This window comes from Tepidimonas aquatica (assembly GCF_007556585.1).
Lineage (GTDB): Bacteria > Pseudomonadota > Gammaproteobacteria > Burkholderiales > Burkholderiaceae_C > Tepidimonas > Tepidimonas aquatica.
On the sequence record NZ_VJNA01000007.1, the window covers coordinates 24,901 to 42,072 of the forward strand.

Here is a 17,172-nt window from a genome sequence, read left to right on the forward strand (position 1 = left end):
CCATGCTCGAACGCATCCAAGCCTGCCTGCCCTCGTTGCCCGCGGCCGAACAGCGCGTCGCCCGACTGGTGCTGGACGACCCACGGCGCTTTGCCAAGCTGCCGGTGGGCGAGCTGGCGGCGCTGGCCGGGGTCAGCAAGCCAACGGTGCTGCGCTTTTGCCGCAGCCTGGGCTACGACGGCCTGACCGACTTCAAGCTGAAGCTGGCCGGCACCGTCAGCGAAGGCGTGCCTTACATCCACCGCAGCGTCGACGAGGGCGATGACGTGCCCGAGGTCGCCGTCAAGGTCATCGACAACACGGTGGCGGCGTTGCTCCAATTTCGCAACGACCTCTCACCCACCACGCTGCGCAAGGCGGTCGACGCGCTGGAGCAGGCCTGGCGTGGTCGCCACCGCATCGAAATCTACGGGGTGGGCAACTCGGGCGTCGTCGCGCTGGACGCGCAGCACAAGCTGTTTCGCCTTGGCGTCAACTGCCGCGCCTTCGCCGACGGGCACCTGCAGGTGATGAGCGCCGCGCTGCTCAAGCCCGGCGACGTCGTGCTGGTCGTGTCCAACTCCGGCCGCACGCGCGACCTCATCGACGCCACCGACGTCGCCCGCAAAAACGGCGCACTCACCATCGCCATCACCCGCACGCGCAGCCCGCTGGCGCTGACCGCCGACATCCACCTGCCGGCCGACCACGCCGAACGTTACGACCAGGACATGCCGATGCTGTCGCGCCTGATCCACCTGGTGCTGGTGGACATCCTGGTGACCGCGCTGGCGCTGCGCATGGGCACGGCGCTGGTGCAGCCGATGCTCAAAGCCGTCAAAGCCCAAATCAGCAGCAAACGTTATGCCTGAACACACGATCGATCCCCTGCTGCCGCTGGCCTTCATCGGCGGCGGCAACATGGCCCATGCCATCGTCGGCGCGTTGGTGCGCGTCGGGCACGTGGCGCACCACATCACCGTCGTCGATCCCAACGACGACGCGCGCCTGCGCCTGCAGCAGCGCTGGGGCGTGACGACGCTGGCCGAGCCCGGCCCGGCGCTGCGCCGCGCGGCGTTGGTGGTGTGGGCCATCAAGCCGCAGCAGTTTCGCGAGGCCGCCCAAGCGGCGGCGCCGTACCTGGGCGACGCGCTGCACCTGAGCGTGGCCGCGGGCATCCGCTGCGCCAGCATCGCCGCCTGGAGCGGCAGCGCGCGCATCGTGCGCGCCATGCCCAACACCCCGGCGCTGGTCGGGCAAGGCATGACCGGCCTATACGCCACCCCGTCGGTCAGCGGCGACGACCGTCGGCTGGCCGAGGCGGTGGTGGCGTTGACCGGCGAGTACCTGTGGGTGGACGACGAGGCGCTGCTGGATGCGGTCACGGCCCTGTCCGGCTCGGGGCCCGCCTATGTGTTTTACCTGCTGGAAGCGATGCGCGACGCCGGTGTGGCCATGGGCCTGAGCGCCGAGCAGGCGCTGCGGCTGGCCACCGCCACCTTCGCCGGCGCAGCACGGTTGGCGCGCGACGCCGGTGAACCGCCCGAGACGCTGCGCGAGCGTGTCACCTCCAAAGGCGGCACCACCGCCGCGGCGCTGGAGGTGCTGCACGCCCACGACGTGCGCGGCGCGTTCGCGCAAGCGTTGCAAGCCGCCCAGCGGCGCGCCGCCGAGCTGGCCGACGCGTTTGGCCGCTGAGGGTCGGGGCAGGCGCTACGCCGCCCCGCCCAGCGCGAGCTGCAGCACCACCCCGGCAAACAGGCTGGCGCCCAGCCAGTGGTTGCGGCGAAACGCCGCAAAACACCCCTCACGTGTGCGGTGGCGGATCAGCCACGCGTGCCACACCACCTGCGCGGCCGCCAGCGCCACCCCGGCCGCCAGCCACGGCCCGCCCGCCAGCGGCCACACCAGCCACGTCCACAGCACCAGGTGCAGCACGTAAAACGCCAGCACCGCCGCCACATCCCAGCGGCCCAGCGTGATGGCCGAGGTGCGAATGCCAATGCGCAGATCGTCGTCGCGGTCCACCATCGCGTACTCGGTGTCGTACGCCAGCACCCAAAACAGGTTGGCCACGAGCAAGGCCCACGCCAGCGCCGGAACCTCGCCGCGCACGGCGGCAAACGCCATCGGGATGCCAAAGCTGAACGCCACGCCCAGCACCGCCTGCGGCATGGCAAAAAAGCGCTTCGTGTAGGGGTAGAACACCGCCACGGCCAGCGCGGCGAACGACCACGCCACCGCGGCCGGGTGGGTCGTCAACACCAGCGCGAACGCCAGCAGCGCCAACGCCGCGCCCACCAGCAGGGCCTCGCGCACGCTGAGGCGACCGCTCGTCACCGGACGCTGGGCGGTGCGTTTGACGTGGCGGTCGAAGTCGCGGTCGGCCACGTCGTTGACACAGCAGCCAGCACTGCGCATCAGGATGGTGCCGCCCACGAACACCAGCAACAGGTGCCACCCCGGCCATCCCCCCGCGGCCAGCCACAGCGCGCTGAGGGTCGGCCACAACAGCAGCAACCAACCCGCGGGCCGGTTCCAGCGGATCAGGTCCAGGTACAACGCCAGCCGCGTGCGCCACGCGGGCGGCAGGGGGGGCAGGGTCGCGTTCACACTCATCAGGTCAGACGGCGGCAGCCCGGCAGTTCGCAGGCGTAAACGGCGTTGCGCAACGCGGCGATGGCCTCGTAGCGGGTGAAGCTGCGCCGCCAGGCCAGCACCACACGGCGCGTCGGTGGCTCGCCGGCCAGTGGCAGGTAGCGCACGTAGCCGGCGTCGCCCTCGGTGGCGACGCCCGTGCCATCCAGCGCGCCCTTGGGCACCGACAGGCGCGGCACCAACGTCACCCCCATGCCGGCGGCGACCATGTGCTTGATGGTCTCCAGCGACGAGCCTTCGAAGCTTTTTTGGATGCCCTCGCTGTGGTCGGAAAAACGCGCAAACTCCGGACACACCTGCAGCACGTGGTCGCGAAAGCAGTGCCCGTTGCCCAGCAGCAGCATCGTTTCGCGCTTGAGCTCGTCCACCGTCACCGCGTCGCGCGCCGCCAGCGGGTGGTCGCGCGGCACAGCGGCCACGAACGGCTCATCGTACAGCGGCGCCACCGCCAGGTTGGTGTCGGGAAACGGCTCGGCCAGGATGGCGGCATCGATCTCGCCCAGCCGCAGCTGTTCCAGCAGCTTGACGGTGAAGTTTTCTTGCAGGATCAGCGGCATTTGCCGCGCGCGCTCGATGACCTGCTTGACCAGGTCCGGCAGCAGGTACGGCGCAATCGTATAGATCAACCCGAGCCGCAGCGGGCCGACCAGCGGGTCTTTGCCGCGCTTGGCGATTTCCTTGATCGCTGCGGCTTGCTCCAGCACCACCTGGGCTTGGCGCACGATCTCCTGTCCCAGCGGCGTCACGGTCACTTCGGCAGCGCTGCGCTCGAAGATTTTGACCTCCAGCTCCTCCTCGAGTTTTTTGACCGCCACCGACAGCGTTGGCTGCGACACGAAGCACGCCTCGGCCGCCCGGCCAAAGTGCCGTTCGCGCGCCACGGCGACGATGTATTTGAGTTCGGTCAGCGTCATCGATCGTCCCATAGGGGACTGCCTCCGTCGGTGGGGCAGCCCACGACCCCTCTCAGGCTTTCAGGTAGTCCAATTTTGCCCCGAGCCAGCGCTGCACGTGCGCCTGCGCCTGCTGCGGCGCGTGCGTCCACATCCACGGCGCCCAGCGCTGCGCCCACTCGATCAGGTCGGCGTCGCGCTGCAGGTCGGCAAAGCGCAGCATCGGCAGGCCCGACTGGCGCGCGCCCAGAAATTCGCCGGGGCCGCGGATCGCCAGGTCACGCCGCGCGATCTCGAAGCCATCGTGCGTCTCGACCATCGCACGCAGCCGCTCGCGTGCCGCCGCGCTCAGGCGACCGTCCTGGCCCGGACTGTACAGCAGCACGCACGCCGCCGCCAGCGAACCGCGCCCGACGCGGCCGCGCAACTGGTGCAGCTGGCTCAGACCAAAGCGCTCGGCGTGCTCGACCACCATCAGCGTCGCGTTGGGCACATCTACGCCGACCTCGATGACCGTGGTGGCCACCAACACCGCCAGCTCCCCGCGCGCAAAGGCCGCCATCACGGCCTTTTTGTCCGCCGTCGGCAAGCGGGCGTGCAGCAACCCCACCTGCACCGGGCGCCCGTGGGCGTCCAGCACCCCGTGCAGCGCCGCGGCCAGTTCGGCGTGCGTGGCGGTGGCCGCGCGCAGGTCCAGGGCCTCGCTTTCCTCGACCAATGGGCACACCCAGTACACCTGCCGCCCCTGCGCCACCTGGGCGCGGATGCGCTCGATGACCTGCGCGCGGCGCGTGTCGGCCAGCAGCTTGGTCACCACCGGCGTGCGCCCCGGAGGCAGCTCATCCAGCGTCGACACGTCGACGTCGCCGAACGCGGTCATGGCCAGTGTGCGCGGGATCGGGGTGGCGCTCATCATCAGCAGGTGCGGCTCCAGCCCCGGCGCGTCGGCGCCCGCCTTGCCGCGCAGCGCCAGCCGCTGCTCGACGCCAAAGCGGTGCTGTTCGTCGACGATGGCCAGCCCCAGGCGTTGGAACACCACCTGCTGCTGAATCACCGCGTGCGTGCCCACCACCAGCGCGGCCTGTCCCTGCGCGATGGCCTGCAGCATAGCCTGACGCTGCGCGCGCGGCTGCGCCCCGGTCAGCCACGCCACGCTGCGCCCCAGCGGCTGCAGCAGCGGCTCGAGCCACTGCACCAGCTTGCCAAAGTGCTGCTCGGCCAGGATTTCGGTCGGCGCCATCAAAGCGCACTGCCAGCCCGCGTCGATGGCGACCGCAGCCGCCAACGCCGCCACCACGGTTTTGCCGCTGCCGACGTCCCCCTGCAGCAAGCGGTGCATCGGGTGGGCGCGGGCCAGGTCCGCGGCGATGTCGGCCACCACACGCCGCTGCGCCCCGGTCAACGCGAACGGCAGCACCGCCTGCAACCTGGCCGGCAGCCCGTCGGGCGCGGCGCGCAGAACCGGGGCACGCTGGGCTGCGCGCTGCTGGCGTGCCTGCCACTGCGCCAGTTGCTGCGCCAGCAACTCCTCGGCCGCCAGGCGCCGCCAGGCCGGGTGGGTGCGCTGCTGCAGCGCGTCGCGCTCGACGTCGGGCGGCGGCTGGTGCAGCAACCGCAACGCCTGCTGCAGCGTCCAGGCCCGTGCGTGGCCGCCGGGCAGTTCGGCCAAGGCGGCAGAGGGGACCGTCTCGTCCCACGCCAGGCGCGCCAGCGCCCGCTGGATGGCGGCGCGCAGGTACGCTTGCGGCAACCCCGCGGTGGTGGGGTACACCGGCGTCAAGCCTGTTGGCAGGGCGGCGTCGGGTGCCAGCAGGCGCGGATGCACCATGCTCCATCCGGCCCAGCCGCCGCGCAGCTCGCCATGCACCCGCACCCGTGCCCCAACCGCCAGCCGCTGCCGGTGCGTGGGGTAAAAGGTAAAAAAGCGCAGTGTCAGGCGCACGCCGTCGTCCGCCTGCACGACGGCCACCAACTGGCGCCGCAGGCGCGTCAACACCTCGCAGCTCAGCACCACGCCTTCCACCAGGGCCTCGTCGCCGTCGCGCGCCTGCCCCAGCGGGGTGACGCGGGTCAGATCCTCGTAACGCAGCGGCAGGTGCAGCGCCAGCGCGCTATCGTCGGTCAGCCCCAGGCGCTGCAACGCCCGCTGCGCGGCGCTGGCTGGCGCACGCGGGCCTGGCGCGCCGGCTGGGGGCGCGGGCTCAGTCGGGGCAGCGGCGCGACGCGGCATGGACCGATGCTAGCACCGCCCACCGCCCCAGCGCCGCGCCGCCTTTAGCTGCGCGCCACCATCGCGGGGCCAGGCGGTGCCCACGCCGCACGGTCGCGCCCAGTGCGTTTAGCATCGTACAGCGCGGCGTCGGCGCGCGCCAGACAAGCCTGCCACGGCTCGCCGACGGCATGCACCGCGACCCCGGCCGAAAACGTCACCGGCTGCTGGTCCGCCTGCACGTCCTCGGCCACCCGGGCGCGCAGGCGTTGCAGCAACGCTTGCACCGCCTGCGGCTCGCCCTGCGGCAACCACAGCACGAATTCCTCGCCCCCCAGCCGGTACAGACGATCACTTTTGCGCAGCACGCCGCGCGTTACATCGGCAAAACGGCGCAGCACGGCGTCGCCCTCATCGTGGCCCAGGCGGTCGTTGATGGCCTTGAAGTGGTCCAGGTCCACCACCACGAGTGTGCCCAAGGCCCCGCCCGCCTGCGCCAGCTCCAGCTCCAGCAGCCGGCGGTTGCCCACCCCCGTGAGGGCGTCGAGCAGACTCAACGTGCGCCAGCCGCGAATGTGCTGCTGCGCTTGCTGGGCCACCACGTAGCCCAGCAACGCCGTCAGCGAGGCGGTGAAGATAAAAAACAGCAGCCCCTCGTGGCCACCCAGCTCTCCCCACGAGAGCGCCGCCGCCCCGGCGATGGCGGCCAGGCCCAGCACGATGGCCGCCGCCGGCGGCACCAGAAAAAACAGCATCAGCACGCCGGGGTAGATCCAAAACAGGGCCGCAAACCGCGCCGCCCACCCGATGGCCCAGATGCCGCCCACGATGGCCAGCCCCACCACCCACCCCGCCCGCCGGGTGTCGCCGCTGCGCCAGGCGTACCCCGCCGCGCCGCTGAGCAGCGCGGACAGCACCAGGTCGTTGGCCATCGCCAGCCAGTTGCCCTGCCAGGCGCGGTACAGCGCAAACGGCAGCAGCCACACCACCGCGACGACGACGCCCAACACCAATACGCCCAGCGTGTAGTCGCCGCGCACGCGCTGCCACAGCGTGTGCACACCCCCAGTGGGCAGCGCCGACGGCGGTGCACGCCTGTCATCAAAAGGTGGCATGGGACGGTCTCCTCGGCCGGCACGAACGTTCGTTTGTTGTGATGGTAGCCCGATTGACCCGCGCTGGGCGACAATGGCGCCTTCGCGTTTTCCCTTGGTACGGATCCGTCCGGTCCTCAAGTCCCATGAGCATTTCAACCCCCCATACGTGGCGCACCACCGATTTCGATTTTGAGCTGCCACCTGAGCTGATCGCCCAGCACCCCGCGCCCGAGCGCAGCGCGTCACGGCTGCTCGATGGTCGGCGCTGGCCACCAATCGACCTTATTTTCCGGCAGTTGCCCGAGCTGCTGCAGCCCGGGGACTTGATGGTGTTCAACGACACCCAGGTCATCAAGGCTCGCCTGTTCGGCGTCAAACCCACCGGTGGCAGGCTGGAGGTGCTGGTCGAGCGCGTGCTGCCCGACGGCGAGGTCGTGGCGCACATGAAAGTCAGCAAAAAACCCGCCGTCGGCACTGAGCTGCGCATGGCGCCCGACGCCCACGGCACGCCCGCGTTCACCGCCACGCTGCTGGGGCGCTGGCCCGAGGCGGATGGGCCGCTGTTTCGGCTGCGTTTTTCTGGCGACCCGTACACGCTGATGCAGCGCTACGGCCACGTGCCGCTGCCGCCGTACATCCAGCACCCGGACAGCGCCGACGACGAGCAGCGCTACCAGACGGTGTTCGCCAAGCACCCCGGCGCGGTGGCCGCGCCCACCGCCGCGCTGCATTTTGACGAGGCGGTGTTGGCCGCACTGGACGCGCGCGGGGTGCGCCGGGCTGCTGTCACCCTGCATGTCGGCGCCGGCACCTTCCAGCCGGTCAAGGTCGACGACATCGCCCAACACCGCATGCACAGCGAGTGGTACCGCATCCCCCCCGAAACACTGGCCGCGCTGGAACAGACCCGCCGCCAGGGCGGGCGCATCGTGGCCGTCGGCACCACCACCGTGCGCACGCTGGAAAGCTGGGCCGCCACCGGCCAGACCGAGGGCGACACCGACATTTTCATCACCCCTGGGTTCAGCTTCCGCGTGGTGGATGGGCTGATCACCAACTTCCACCTGCCGCGCAGCACGCTGATGATGCTGGTCAGCGCCTTCGCGGGCTACGAGCGCATCATGGCGCTGTACCGCCACGCCGTGCAGCAGCGCTACCGTTTTTTCAGCTACGGCGACGCGATGCTGCTGCGGCGCGAGGGCGGTTAGACGCCGCTCCACCCCGAATCCCCACAGGGCACGGCAAATACACGGGGTTGACGGCCCTACGTTTCGTAGCCATATTGATGTCGAACATGGGAGTCGCTGATGGAGCCGATCCTTGCAGATATCGCTGTAAGCATGTCCGAGTTCAAGAAGAACCCGGCTGCCGTCCTGCGGCAGGCCAAGCACCGGCCGGTGGCGGTGCTCAGCCACAACCGCACGGCGTTTTACATGGTGGAGCCGCGTTTGTTCGAGGCAATGATGGAAGAGCTCGCTGACCGTGAGCTGTACCGAAAAGCCGCGAGCCGTCTGGCCGAGAAGTCCAAGGCCGTCGAGGTGGACATTGACGAACTCTGACGGTTTGCAGCCAAAGCGCACGCACCGCTACAAGCTTCGCTTCATGCCGGAGGCGCTCGATGAATGGCGCAGCCTGGACGGCTCGGTCAAGGCGAACCTCAAGAAGCTGCTCGAGAAGCGCCTGGACAACCCTCACGTCCCGGGAGCAGAGCTGACTGGAGCATTGGCGGGCTGCTACAAGATCAAGTTGCGCAAGCAAGGTGTGCGTCTGGTGTATTCGGTCGAGGACGACCACCTGCTGGTTGTTGTGCTCGCGGTGGACAAGCGCGAGGATGCGGTGGTCTACAAGTCTGCTGTTTCGCGGTTTTCTGCCATCGTGCAAGAGCTTGCAGAGGCCTTGCGCATCCAACCCACCAAGGGGTCCGGCGGCTAGGTGCCGATGGCCGCGGCCAGCCGACGCCGCGGGTGCCCCTCGCCCAACGCCGCCCGACGCACCCAAAGTACTGGACGCATACAAACACCTTGCGTGCCCTGGCGCAACGCACTACGATAGGGGCCGTGATGAACATCGCCTCCACCCCCTCGTTTGTCTCGCAGGCAGCCACGGCCGTGTCCGACACGCCGGGGGCGGCGCAGGTGCTGGCGCTGCGCAAAGCCCTGCAGGTGCAGCAGCAGGGGGCCTTGGCGTTGTTGCAGGCGCTGCCCCAGCCCCCGGCCGGCCCCACCGGCGAGCAGCCACTGGCCACCCAAGGCCCGTTGGGCACCCGCCTCAACGTGATGGTCTGAGCGCAGGGCCGTCGCTGCCGGCCACCCGCGTGTCCCGGTGATCGGGGACAATGCGGGGATGTTGCGCTTCGACGTCCTGGCCACCGACCCCACCAGCCACGCCCGGCGCGGGCGGCTGACGCTCAACCACGGCGTGGTCGAGACCCCCATCTTCATGCCCGTTGGCACCTACGGCACGGTCAAAGGTGTCACACCGCGCAGCCTGCACGAGATGGGCGCGCAAATCATCCTGGGCAACACCTTCCATCTGTGGATGCGGCCTGGGCTGGACGTGATACGGGCTTTCGGCGGCTTGCACGCCTTCGAGCAGTGGCACAAACCGATCCTGACGGACTCGGGCGGCTTCCAGGTCTGGTCGCTGGGGGCGATGCGCAAAATCACCGAAGAAGGGGTGCACTTCGCGTCGCCCGTCAATGGCGACAAACTGTTCATGTCGCCCGAGGTCAGCATCCAAATCCAGACCGTGCTGGGCAGCGACATCGTCATGCAATTGGACGAATGCACGCCGTACTGGCAGGGGGACAAGGCCAGCGGCCACGTCACCACCGAGGCCGAGGCGTGCGCCAGCATGGAGCTTAGCCTGCGCTGGGCGCGCCGCTGCAAGGCCGAGTTCGAACGGCTGGGCAACCCCAACGCGCTGTTTGGCATCGTGCAGGGCGGCATGTTCGAACACCTGCGGCAAGCGTCGCTGGAAGCGCTGGTGGAGATGGACTTCCCTGGCTACGCCATCGGTGGCGTGAGCGTGGGCGAGCCCAAAGAGGAGATGCGCCGCATCATGGCGCACACGCCGCACCGCCTGCCGGCGCACAAGCCACGCTACTTGATGGGCGTGGGCACCCCAGAGGATCTGGTGGAAGGCGTGGCCTGTGGCGTCGACATGTTCGACTGCGTGATGCCGACGCGCAACGCCCGCAACGGCACGTACTTCACGCGCTACGGCGACCTGAAGATCCGCAACGCACGCCACAAGACCGACCCGCGGCCGATCGACCCCAGCTGCACCTGCTACGCCTGCGCCGGCTCCAGCGGCGTGCCGTGGGAAGCCGGGGGGCGCGAGGGTTTTTCACGCGCGTACCTGCACCACCTGGACCGCTGCGGCGAGATGCTGGGGCCGATGTTGGCCACGATCCACAACCTGCACTACTACCTGAACCTGATGCGCGACGTCCGCGCCGCCCTGGAGGCGGGCCGCTTCGGCGAGTTTCGTCAACGCTTTGCCGCCGAACGCAGCCAAGGCGTTTAGTGGCCGCTGGCCGGCGCGGTGGCTTGCGCGCGCACGTCGGCGGTCAGTTGCGCCAGCGCCGCTTCGTCCAGCGTTTCGCGCGCCAGCAGCTCGCGCGCGCAGCGCTCCAGTACGTCGCGGTGGCGCTGCAAGATTGCCGTGGCCTGCTCAAAGGCCTCCATGACGATGCGCCGCACCGCCTCGTCGATGCGCGCCTGCGTCTCGGGGCTGCGCGGGCAGCCGCCGCTGCTCAGGCCCGGCACATCGAGGAACGGCGTGCGTTGCGCTTCATAGGCGATGTAGCCCAGCGACTCCTCCATGCCGTAGCGCGTGACCATATCGCGCGCGATGTCGGTGACCTTGGCGATGTCATCGGCCGCGCCGGTGGACAGGTGACCGAAGACGAGTTTTTCGGCGGCGCGCCCGCCCAGCAACACCATGATTTTGCGCTGCAACTCCTCGCGCGTCATCAGGTAGCGATCCTCGGTGGGACGCTGGATGGTGTAGCCCAAGGCCCCGATGCCACGCGGGATGATGGAAACCTTGTGCACCGGGTCGGTGCCGGGCAGCGCCAGCGCCACCAACGCGTGGCCCATTTCGTGGTACGCGACGATTTCGCGCTCGCGCGGGTTGAGCAGGCGGTTTTTCTTTTCCAGCCCCGCGACGATGCGCTCAATGGCGACAGTGAAGTCGGCCAGCGTCACCGCGTCGGCGCCGCGGCGGGTGGCCGCCAGCGCCGCTTCGTTGCACAAGTTGGCCAGGTCCGCGCCCGAAAACCCGGGCGTCAGCGCCGCAATCTGCTCCAGATCCACATCCGGGGCCAGCTTGATTTTGCGCGCGTGCACGCGCAGGATTTGCACGCGACCGGCCTTGTCCGGGCGGTCCACCAGCACCTGGCGGTCGAAGCGGCCGGCGCGCAGCAGCGCGGGGTCCAGGATCTCGGGCCGGTTGGTCGCGGCCAGCAGCACCAACCCCGTGCCGCTGTCAAAGCCGTCGAGCTCCACCAGCAACTGGTTGAGGGTTTGCTCGCGCTCGTCGTGGCCACCGATGGGCCCAGCCGCACCACGCGCACGGCCCAGCGCGTCGAGCTCGTCGATGAAGATGATGGCCGGCGCCTTGGCGCGCGCCTGCTCGAACAGGTCGCGCACGCGCGCCGCGCCCACACCGACGAACATTTCGACGAATTCGCTGCCGCTGATGCTGAAAAACGGCACACCCGCCTCGCCGGCCACGGCCTTGGCCAGCAACGTCTTGCCGGTGCCGGGCGGCCCCACCAGCAGTACGCCCTTGGGCGCGCGCGCCCCGAGCCGGCCGTAGCCCTGCGGGTCTTTGAGGAAGGCCACGATTTCCTGCAATTCAGCCTTGGCTTCGTCCACACCGGCGACGTCGGCAAAGGTCACGCCGGTGTCGTTTTCCACATAGACCTTGGCGCGGCTCTTGCCAATGTTCATGAAGCCGCCGACGCCCTGGCGCTCCAGCACCTTGCGCACGACAAAAAACCACAGCGCAAAAAACACCAGCGCCGGCACCACCCACGACAGGATGTCGCGCAGCCAGGTGTTTTCCACCACGCGGGTGTAGGGCACGTCGTAGCGGCTGAGCCGCTCGGCCAGCTGCGGCTCGACGCGGTTGGCCACGATGACGCTTTTGCCGCCCGGCTCCGGGGACTTGAGGCGGCCGGTGATGGTGGTCTCGCCGACGATGACCTCGGCCACCTTGCCCTCGGCCAGCGCCTGCTCGAAGGCGCTGTAGGGCACCGGCTCGACGGTGCGGGCGGTCTGCCACAGGTTTTGCATCCACAGCAGCAGCATCAGCGCCAGCAGCCAGTAGCCAACGTTCCACGAGGTTTTCGGGTCGGGTTTCATTGTCGTAACGGCTCCTACGGCAGACCCGGCTGCGCCGCGGCAGATCCGGGCCGGTGGGGGTCAGGTGTCCAGCGCGGCGCCCAGGCGGCGCAGCCGCGCGCGCAGGCGCTCGATCTCGCCTTCGAGTTGCACCACCAGCGCCGCCAACTCGGGGTCGGCGTCGAAGTGGCGTTGCAGCCACGCCCAGCGGCGCACCCGCTGCAGCGCCGCGGCATCCAGCGGCTCGCCAGTGCCCATGGCCGGCACCAGCCCTGCTTGGGCCGCCGCCTGCCACCACGCCGCCGACACGCCCGTTGCGCGGCACAGGGCTTCGGCGTCGGTGACCTCGCTGAGCACCTCCACGCGAATGACGTTGACTTCCATCTCACTGGCTCCTTTCGGCTTCGGCCGCCGCCACGCGGCGGGCGTCGAAGTCGGTCAGCTCGGCGGCCATTTGTTCGTACAGCGCGCGCGCCCGCGGGTCGTACGCGCTGGGCAGGATGACGCGCAGCTGCAGCTCCAGGTCGCCGGGCTCGCGCGCCGGCAGCCCCTTGCCACGCACGGTCAGCGTCTGCCCCGATTGGCTGCCTGCGGGCACGCGCACCTTGAGCGAGCTGCCATCGGGCAGCGTGACCGGCACCACCGCGCCCAGCGCCGCTTCCCACGGGGCCAGCGGCAGCTCGGTGATGAGCGTTTTGCCGTCCAGCCGGTAGCGCGGGTGCGGGCGGATGGCCACCTCCAGGTACAGGTCGCCCGGCGGCTCGCCCGGGCCACCCTGGCCGGCCAGACGGATCAGTTGCCCCGGCCGCACGCCAGCAGGGATGGTGACTTGCAGCGTGCGGTGCCGCAGCACGACGTGGCCGCGCTCGTCCAACTCGGGCGCCTGCAGCGTCAGCGTGTGCGTACCGCCACGCCAAGCCTGCTCCAGATCCAACACCACCTTGGCGTGGTGGTCCTCGCCGCGCAGGCCGCGCCCGCGCGCGGCATGCCGCCCAGCGGCGCGCGCGCTGGCCATGCGACCGAACAGTTCACTGAAAAAGTCGCTGAACTCGGCCGCGTCCATGCCTTCGGGCGCGCCGTGAAACTCGAAGCCAGCATCCCAGTCCGGCGGCGGGGTGAAGGTCTGCCCGGCGCGACGCCCCTGCGCCAGGCGATCGTAGGCGGCGCGCTTGCCCGGGTCGGACAGCACGGTGTAGGCCTCGTTGACCTCGCTCATGCGCTGCGCCGCGTCCGGCTCCTTGCTGACGTCCGGATGGTACTTGCGCGCCAGCTTGCGGTAAGCCCGCTTGATGTCGTCGGCGCTGGCGTCGCGCGCCACGCCCAGCACCGCGTAATAGTCTTTGAACTCCACCTCAGCTCCTTTGTGCGTCGGGGATGCACTGCAACGTCAAGTGGGGTGACACCGCGCCGTTTCAACCCCAGCACGCCCTGCGTCGTCAGCGCTCGTCGGCGTCGGCCACAAACACCGTCAGCACGCCAGTGTAGCCGTACAGCCGGTGGTGCGCGATCTCGCCGGCGGCAAAAAAGCCCACCAACGGCACGTCACCCAGCGCCTGGCGCAGCAGTTGCAGCTCGGCGTTGGCACCGCCAAAGTGCGGGCCACCGCGCCCGTTGCAACTGACGTACACCGCGCCGGCCACGCGCTGCAACGGGTCGGCGTCGGACTCGCCAGCCAACGTTTCGCGGACCTCGGCGCCGATGCGCAGCAGGTCCGCCCGCGCCGCGTGCACGTGGCGCTCGCACAGCATCCAGCCCGCACCGGGCGGCAGCTCATCGGCCACCACCAGGGCACGCTGCGCCGGGTCGATGCCCACCAGATGCCGCACCAATACGTCCTCCCCCAAGCGCAGCGGCACCCGCCCGGGCACCGGCGGGGCGGGGGTGCGCGCGGCCGCGGGGGCCACCCAACCCACCAGCGTGCCACGCAACCGCGCCACGATCGCCCCCAGGTCGTGCGCCGGCAACCCCAGGTCGCGCAGCACCACGTCCAGCGCCGGCTCGCCATCCAGCGCCTCGACCCGGTGGCCGTGCACAGCGGTCACGCGCCGCAGCGGCGTGATCGCCCGCACACCCTGGGTCACCCGGGCCACGATGCCGACGTCGGGCGCCCAGGCCACGCCGCTCAAGCCGCCCTCCCACACACCCTCGGCGGCGGCTTGGCCGTGCCCGGCCAGCCCCACGCGGCTGCTGCGCGCGATCTGCACCGCGCCGGCACGGCTGGCCACCAGCCCGCCGAATACAAAATGCCCCACGGTTCGCTCGGCCAACTCACGCACCAACTCCGGCAGCTCCGGCGTGGCCGGATCGGCGTGCACCAGCGCCGTTTGCGGCACGAAGCCATCCGGCCCGCGCGCCGCCGGCAACGGCGCCAGCCCATGGAACACACGGTAGCGCGTCGGCTCCAGGTCGCACAGCATGACGCTGAGCGCGGGCTCGTCGATGTATTCCACCCCTTGGGCGGCAATGCCCAGGGCCACCGCCCCGGCCCAGTCGGTCACCTGGGGCAGCTCGGCGCTCAAGCTGGCCAGCAGCTCGCGCGCGTGGTCGGCGTAGTGGTCGGTCAGGTACAGCAGACCCAGCGGCCAGCGCCGGTCGGGGTGGGCCGCCATCTGCGCACGCAACTGCGCCACCACCTGCGCGGTGGCCACCGACCACTGCGGGTGGGTGGCGTGGGCGTGTACAAACCGTTTCATGGACGCTGGGGGGGCGGTGTGCGACGTCCCGCGCGACGCGCCGCGGCTGGGGCGGCAGGCGGCGCCCCTTGAGCGTTCGGGGCCGGGTTTGGCGCAGACGTTGCCACGCCGCGCGCCGCGTCGGCCATGGTTTGCTGGGCGATGGTCTGAAACTGCTCGCTCAACGCTCGCCACCAGCTCACCGGGTCGAAGCCCGGTGCCGTGCCGCTGGCCTGTTGCGCGTCGGCCGCGGCGCTGCCAGCGGACGTTGGCGCCACGCCGGGGGGCTGGGCGGATGGCGCCGAGGGCGATGCCCCCTGCGCCGCGGCGGCGTTGGCCTGCGCCATCGTCTGCAAGCCGACGTTCATCGAGCGCAGCGCCGCCAACGTCATGCGCTGCACTTGCAACGCCTGAATCGTGGCCTGCAGCGCGCGGGCGTTTTGTTCCAACCAAAAGTGCACGGCCTGCAGGTCGCGGATGCGTCGGTCCAGTTCATCCACGTCCAGCACCGGCGCCACCCACCCGGCCCAAGGCGGCGCAGGCGTGCCAGCGTCGGCCGCTTGGACCGGGGCCGCTGCGGGCGACTCCGGCATGCCGGGAAACAGGCGCGCAAACGGCGCCCAGGCCTGGGCCCACGCGCCGGGGTCGGGTTGGTTCATGGCCAGCCTCCTGGGGTTGGTGTGACATCCGTAGCATGCCACAGTTGGCTTGACACGGATCAAGCGTCGCCCGTGCAGGCACCGCCTTGGTCTTGGCGGGGATACGCTTTGCCCGCACAATGCCAACCATGCGCCCGCAACGGGCGGCCCAGGAGCCCATGACCATGACCCAAGCCATTTCGGACACGTTCGCCCAGCAACTGCAACAGATGCGCGCCGACCTCATCGCCCACCTGCGCCAGCGCCGCGGTGGCAAGGTGGGGCGCGCCCAGGCCGCCCCCGACCCGCACGAGGTGCAAAGCGGCGACTGGAACCAGTTCGACAGCGAGCGCGACCTCGAGCAGGCGCTGGACGAGCGCGAAACCGCGGCGCTGCGCGACATCGACGCCGCGCTGCAGCGCATCGCCGACGGCACCTTCGGGTTGTGCGTGGACTGCGGTGCCGAAATCCCTGCCGCACGGCTGCACGCTGCCCCCACGACGCTGCGCTGCCTGGCATGCCAACAACGCTACGAACGCGAGCATCCCATCGTCGCACCGTCGCTGTGACGGCGCTGGCGGTGCTGGCCGCCCACGCCGTGGTGCTGGGGGGGTGGGCGCTGCAACCCGCGCCGCCTCGGCCGACGGACGCCGGCGTGCTGGCGGCCTGGACGGTGCCAGCGACCGCCAACGCCACACCCACCCAAGCCCCCGCCCGCGCCCGGGGGACGGGCGCTGCGCACGCCCCAGCGACGCCTGCGAGCGCCGCACCGCCTGCGGCAGCCACGTCGAACGACCCGACGATGGAGCCGCCCGAGCCGCCAGCGCCGGACGCGGCCAGCCCCACCGAGCCACCGGTGGCGGCCGAGGCGGTGGCCGCCCTGCCTGAGCCGACCGTCACGGCCAGCGCTGCGCCACCCTCCAACGACGGGCCAGCCAGCGCCGCACCGGCCACGGCGGAGGTCCGCCCCCCGACGCCTTGGGCCATCCCCCCCGACGTTTGGCCGCGCAGCGCGGAGCTGCACTACGACGTTCGTGCGGAAATGCGCGGCCTGGGCCTCGGCGCCCGCGCCACGTTGCAGTGGCAAGCCGAAGGCCCCCACTACAGCGCGACGCTCACCTTGGGCGCGCTGTGGGCGCAGCGCAGCCAGCGCAGCGCGGGAGACATCACACCGGCGGGCCTGCGCCCTGCCGAGTACGCCGACCAAGGCAAACGCACGCGCACCCTGCGGCTGACCTGGGCCTCGCCGCACGAGCCCGGCCAAGCGCAGCGCGAGGACGGCCGCACCCTGTCCCCGCTGCCCAGCGGGGCCCAAGACCGCTTGAGCATGTTCATGCAACTGGGGGCGTGGGTGACGCTGCTGCAACCGCCACCCGGCGCGCGGTTGGTGGTGCCGGTGGTCGGCCTGGGTGAGGTGCAAACCTGGACCTTTGTGGCAGGGGAGCACGAGGCGCTGGAGCTGCCGGTGGGCACGCTGCGCGCCGTGCGCGTGCAGCGTGTGGTCGACGGCGGTCGCGCCCTCGGTGTGACCTTGTGGTACGCCCCGGCGTGGGGCGTGCTGCCGGTGCGTGTGCTGCTGCAGGAAACCGACGGTCAACGCATCGATCAAAGTCTACAAAGCGGTCGACTGCAAACCGCGTCCCCTTGAAAAGCCGGCTCGCGCCCTGATATCCGG

The 17,172-nt window shown here is 70.4% G+C and carries 18 protein-coding genes; 9 read left to right on the forward strand and 9 right to left on the reverse strand.

Annotation, left to right across the window (positions count from 1 at the left end):
- The first annotated feature begins 2 nt into the window (after positions 1 to 2).
- Complete coding sequence (locus Taqua_RS03620; protein ID WP_144324815.1) at positions 3 to 851, forward strand: MurR/RpiR family transcriptional regulator; 849 nt, start codon at positions 3 to 5, stop codon at positions 849 to 851.
- Entirely contained in the window at positions 844 to 1,677 is an 834-nt protein-coding gene (proC, locus tag Taqua_RS03625; RefSeq protein WP_144324817.1) for a pyrroline-5-carboxylate reductase, read from the forward strand. The genes Taqua_RS03620 and proC overlap by 8 nt, the downstream gene beginning before the upstream one ends.
- Before the next feature lie 15 nt (positions 1,678 to 1,692).
- Here the strand turns inward: proC and ubiA are convergent, their stop codons facing one another.
- Genes ubiA through Taqua_RS03645 form a run of 4 tightly spaced genes read right to left on the reverse strand, consistent with a single transcriptional unit; the run spans position 1,693 to position 6,854 of the window.
- Complete coding sequence (gene ubiA / locus Taqua_RS03630; RefSeq protein ID WP_144324819.1) at positions 1,693 to 2,598, reverse strand: 4-hydroxybenzoate octaprenyltransferase; 906 nt, start codon at positions 2,596 to 2,598, stop codon at positions 1,693 to 1,695.
- Positions 2,598 to 3,551 carry a hydrogen peroxide-inducible genes activator gene (locus Taqua_RS03635; RefSeq protein WP_144324821.1) on the reverse strand — a complete coding sequence of 318 codons (954 nt, stop codon included), beginning with the start codon at positions 3,549 to 3,551 and terminating at the stop codon, positions 2,598 to 2,600. Before Taqua_RS03635 ends, ubiA begins: the two co-directional genes overlap by 1 nt.
- Before the next feature lie 52 nt (positions 3,552 to 3,603).
- Positions 3,604 to 5,760: an ATP-dependent DNA helicase RecG gene (recG, locus tag Taqua_RS03640; RefSeq protein WP_144324823.1), complete on the reverse strand. Its 2,157-nt coding sequence runs from the start codon at positions 5,758 to 5,760 to the stop codon at positions 3,604 to 3,606.
- A 44-nt stretch (positions 5,761 to 5,804) separates the two neighbouring features.
- On the reverse strand, positions 5,805 to 6,854 hold the full coding sequence (locus tag Taqua_RS03645; protein ID WP_144324825.1) for a GGDEF domain-containing protein: 1,050 nt from the start codon (positions 6,852 to 6,854) through the stop codon (positions 5,805 to 5,807).
- Between the two features lie 125 nt (positions 6,855 to 6,979).
- Between Taqua_RS03645 and queA the strand changes: the two genes are divergently transcribed.
- From queA to tgt, 5 genes are all read left to right on the forward strand, one after another.
- On the forward strand, positions 6,980 to 8,044 hold the full coding sequence (gene queA / locus Taqua_RS03650; RefSeq protein ID WP_144324827.1) for a tRNA preQ1(34) S-adenosylmethionine ribosyltransferase-isomerase QueA: 1,065 nt from the start codon (positions 6,980 to 6,982) through the stop codon (positions 8,042 to 8,044).
- Positions 8,045 to 8,176: 132 nt separating this feature from the next.
- Positions 8,177 to 8,395 (forward strand): type II toxin-antitoxin system Phd/YefM family antitoxin, encoded by a 219-nt coding sequence (locus Taqua_RS03655; protein WP_246094606.1) that lies wholly within the window; start codon positions 8,177 to 8,179, stop codon positions 8,393 to 8,395.
- Positions 8,396 to 8,438: 43 nt separating this feature from the next.
- Entirely contained in the window at positions 8,439 to 8,768 is a 330-nt protein-coding gene (locus Taqua_RS03660; protein ID WP_144324831.1) for a type II toxin-antitoxin system RelE family toxin, read from the forward strand.
- A gap of 128 nt (positions 8,769 to 8,896) precedes the next feature.
- Complete coding sequence (locus Taqua_RS03665; RefSeq protein ID WP_144324833.1) at positions 8,897 to 9,121, forward strand: putative motility protein; 225 nt, start codon at positions 8,897 to 8,899, stop codon at positions 9,119 to 9,121.
- A gap of 58 nt (positions 9,122 to 9,179) precedes the next feature.
- Positions 9,180 to 10,364 (forward strand): tRNA guanosine(34) transglycosylase Tgt, encoded by a 1,185-nt coding sequence (tgt, locus tag Taqua_RS03670; RefSeq protein WP_144324835.1) that lies wholly within the window; start codon positions 9,180 to 9,182, stop codon positions 10,362 to 10,364.
- Here the strand turns inward: tgt and ftsH are convergent.
- The 5 genes from ftsH to Taqua_RS03695 form a co-directional block, all read right to left on the reverse strand.
- On the reverse strand, positions 10,361 to 12,208 hold the full coding sequence (ftsH, locus tag Taqua_RS03675) for an ATP-dependent zinc metalloprotease FtsH (RefSeq protein ID WP_144324837.1): 1,848 nt from the start codon (positions 12,206 to 12,208) through the stop codon (positions 10,361 to 10,363). The genes tgt and ftsH overlap by 4 nt on opposite strands.
- A 60-nt stretch (positions 12,209 to 12,268) precedes the next feature.
- Complete coding sequence (locus Taqua_RS03680; protein ID WP_144324839.1) at positions 12,269 to 12,571, reverse strand: MerR family transcriptional regulator; 303 nt, start codon at positions 12,569 to 12,571, stop codon at positions 12,269 to 12,271.
- Between the two features lies 1 nt (position 12,572).
- Positions 12,573 to 13,538 (reverse strand): DnaJ C-terminal domain-containing protein, encoded by a 966-nt coding sequence (locus Taqua_RS03685; protein WP_144324841.1) that lies wholly within the window; start codon positions 13,536 to 13,538, stop codon positions 12,573 to 12,575.
- A gap of 85 nt (positions 13,539 to 13,623) precedes the next feature.
- Positions 13,624 to 14,880 carry an FIST signal transduction protein gene (locus Taqua_RS03690; protein WP_144324843.1) on the reverse strand — a complete coding sequence of 419 codons (1,257 nt, stop codon included), beginning with the start codon at positions 14,878 to 14,880 and terminating at the stop codon, positions 13,624 to 13,626.
- Complete coding sequence (locus Taqua_RS03695) at positions 14,877 to 15,518, reverse strand: PhaM family polyhydroxyalkanoate granule multifunctional regulatory protein (protein WP_144324845.1); 642 nt, start codon at positions 15,516 to 15,518, stop codon at positions 14,877 to 14,879. Before Taqua_RS03695 ends, Taqua_RS03690 begins: the two co-directional genes overlap by 4 nt.
- 158 nt (positions 15,519 to 15,676) lie before the next feature.
- Here Taqua_RS03695 and Taqua_RS03700 point away from each other — a divergent pair, with 158 nt between their 5' ends.
- Positions 15,677 to 16,066, forward strand: coding sequence for a TraR/DksA family transcriptional regulator (locus Taqua_RS03700; RefSeq protein ID WP_246094607.1), 390 nt, complete (start codon positions 15,677 to 15,679; stop codon positions 16,064 to 16,066).
- Positions 16,063 to 17,145, forward strand: a complete 1,083-nt coding sequence (locus Taqua_RS03705; protein WP_185969546.1) for a DUF3108 domain-containing protein — start codon at positions 16,063 to 16,065, stop codon at positions 17,143 to 17,145. Before Taqua_RS03700 ends, Taqua_RS03705 begins: the two co-directional genes overlap by 4 nt.
- Positions 17,146 to 17,172: the final 27 nt, after the last annotated feature.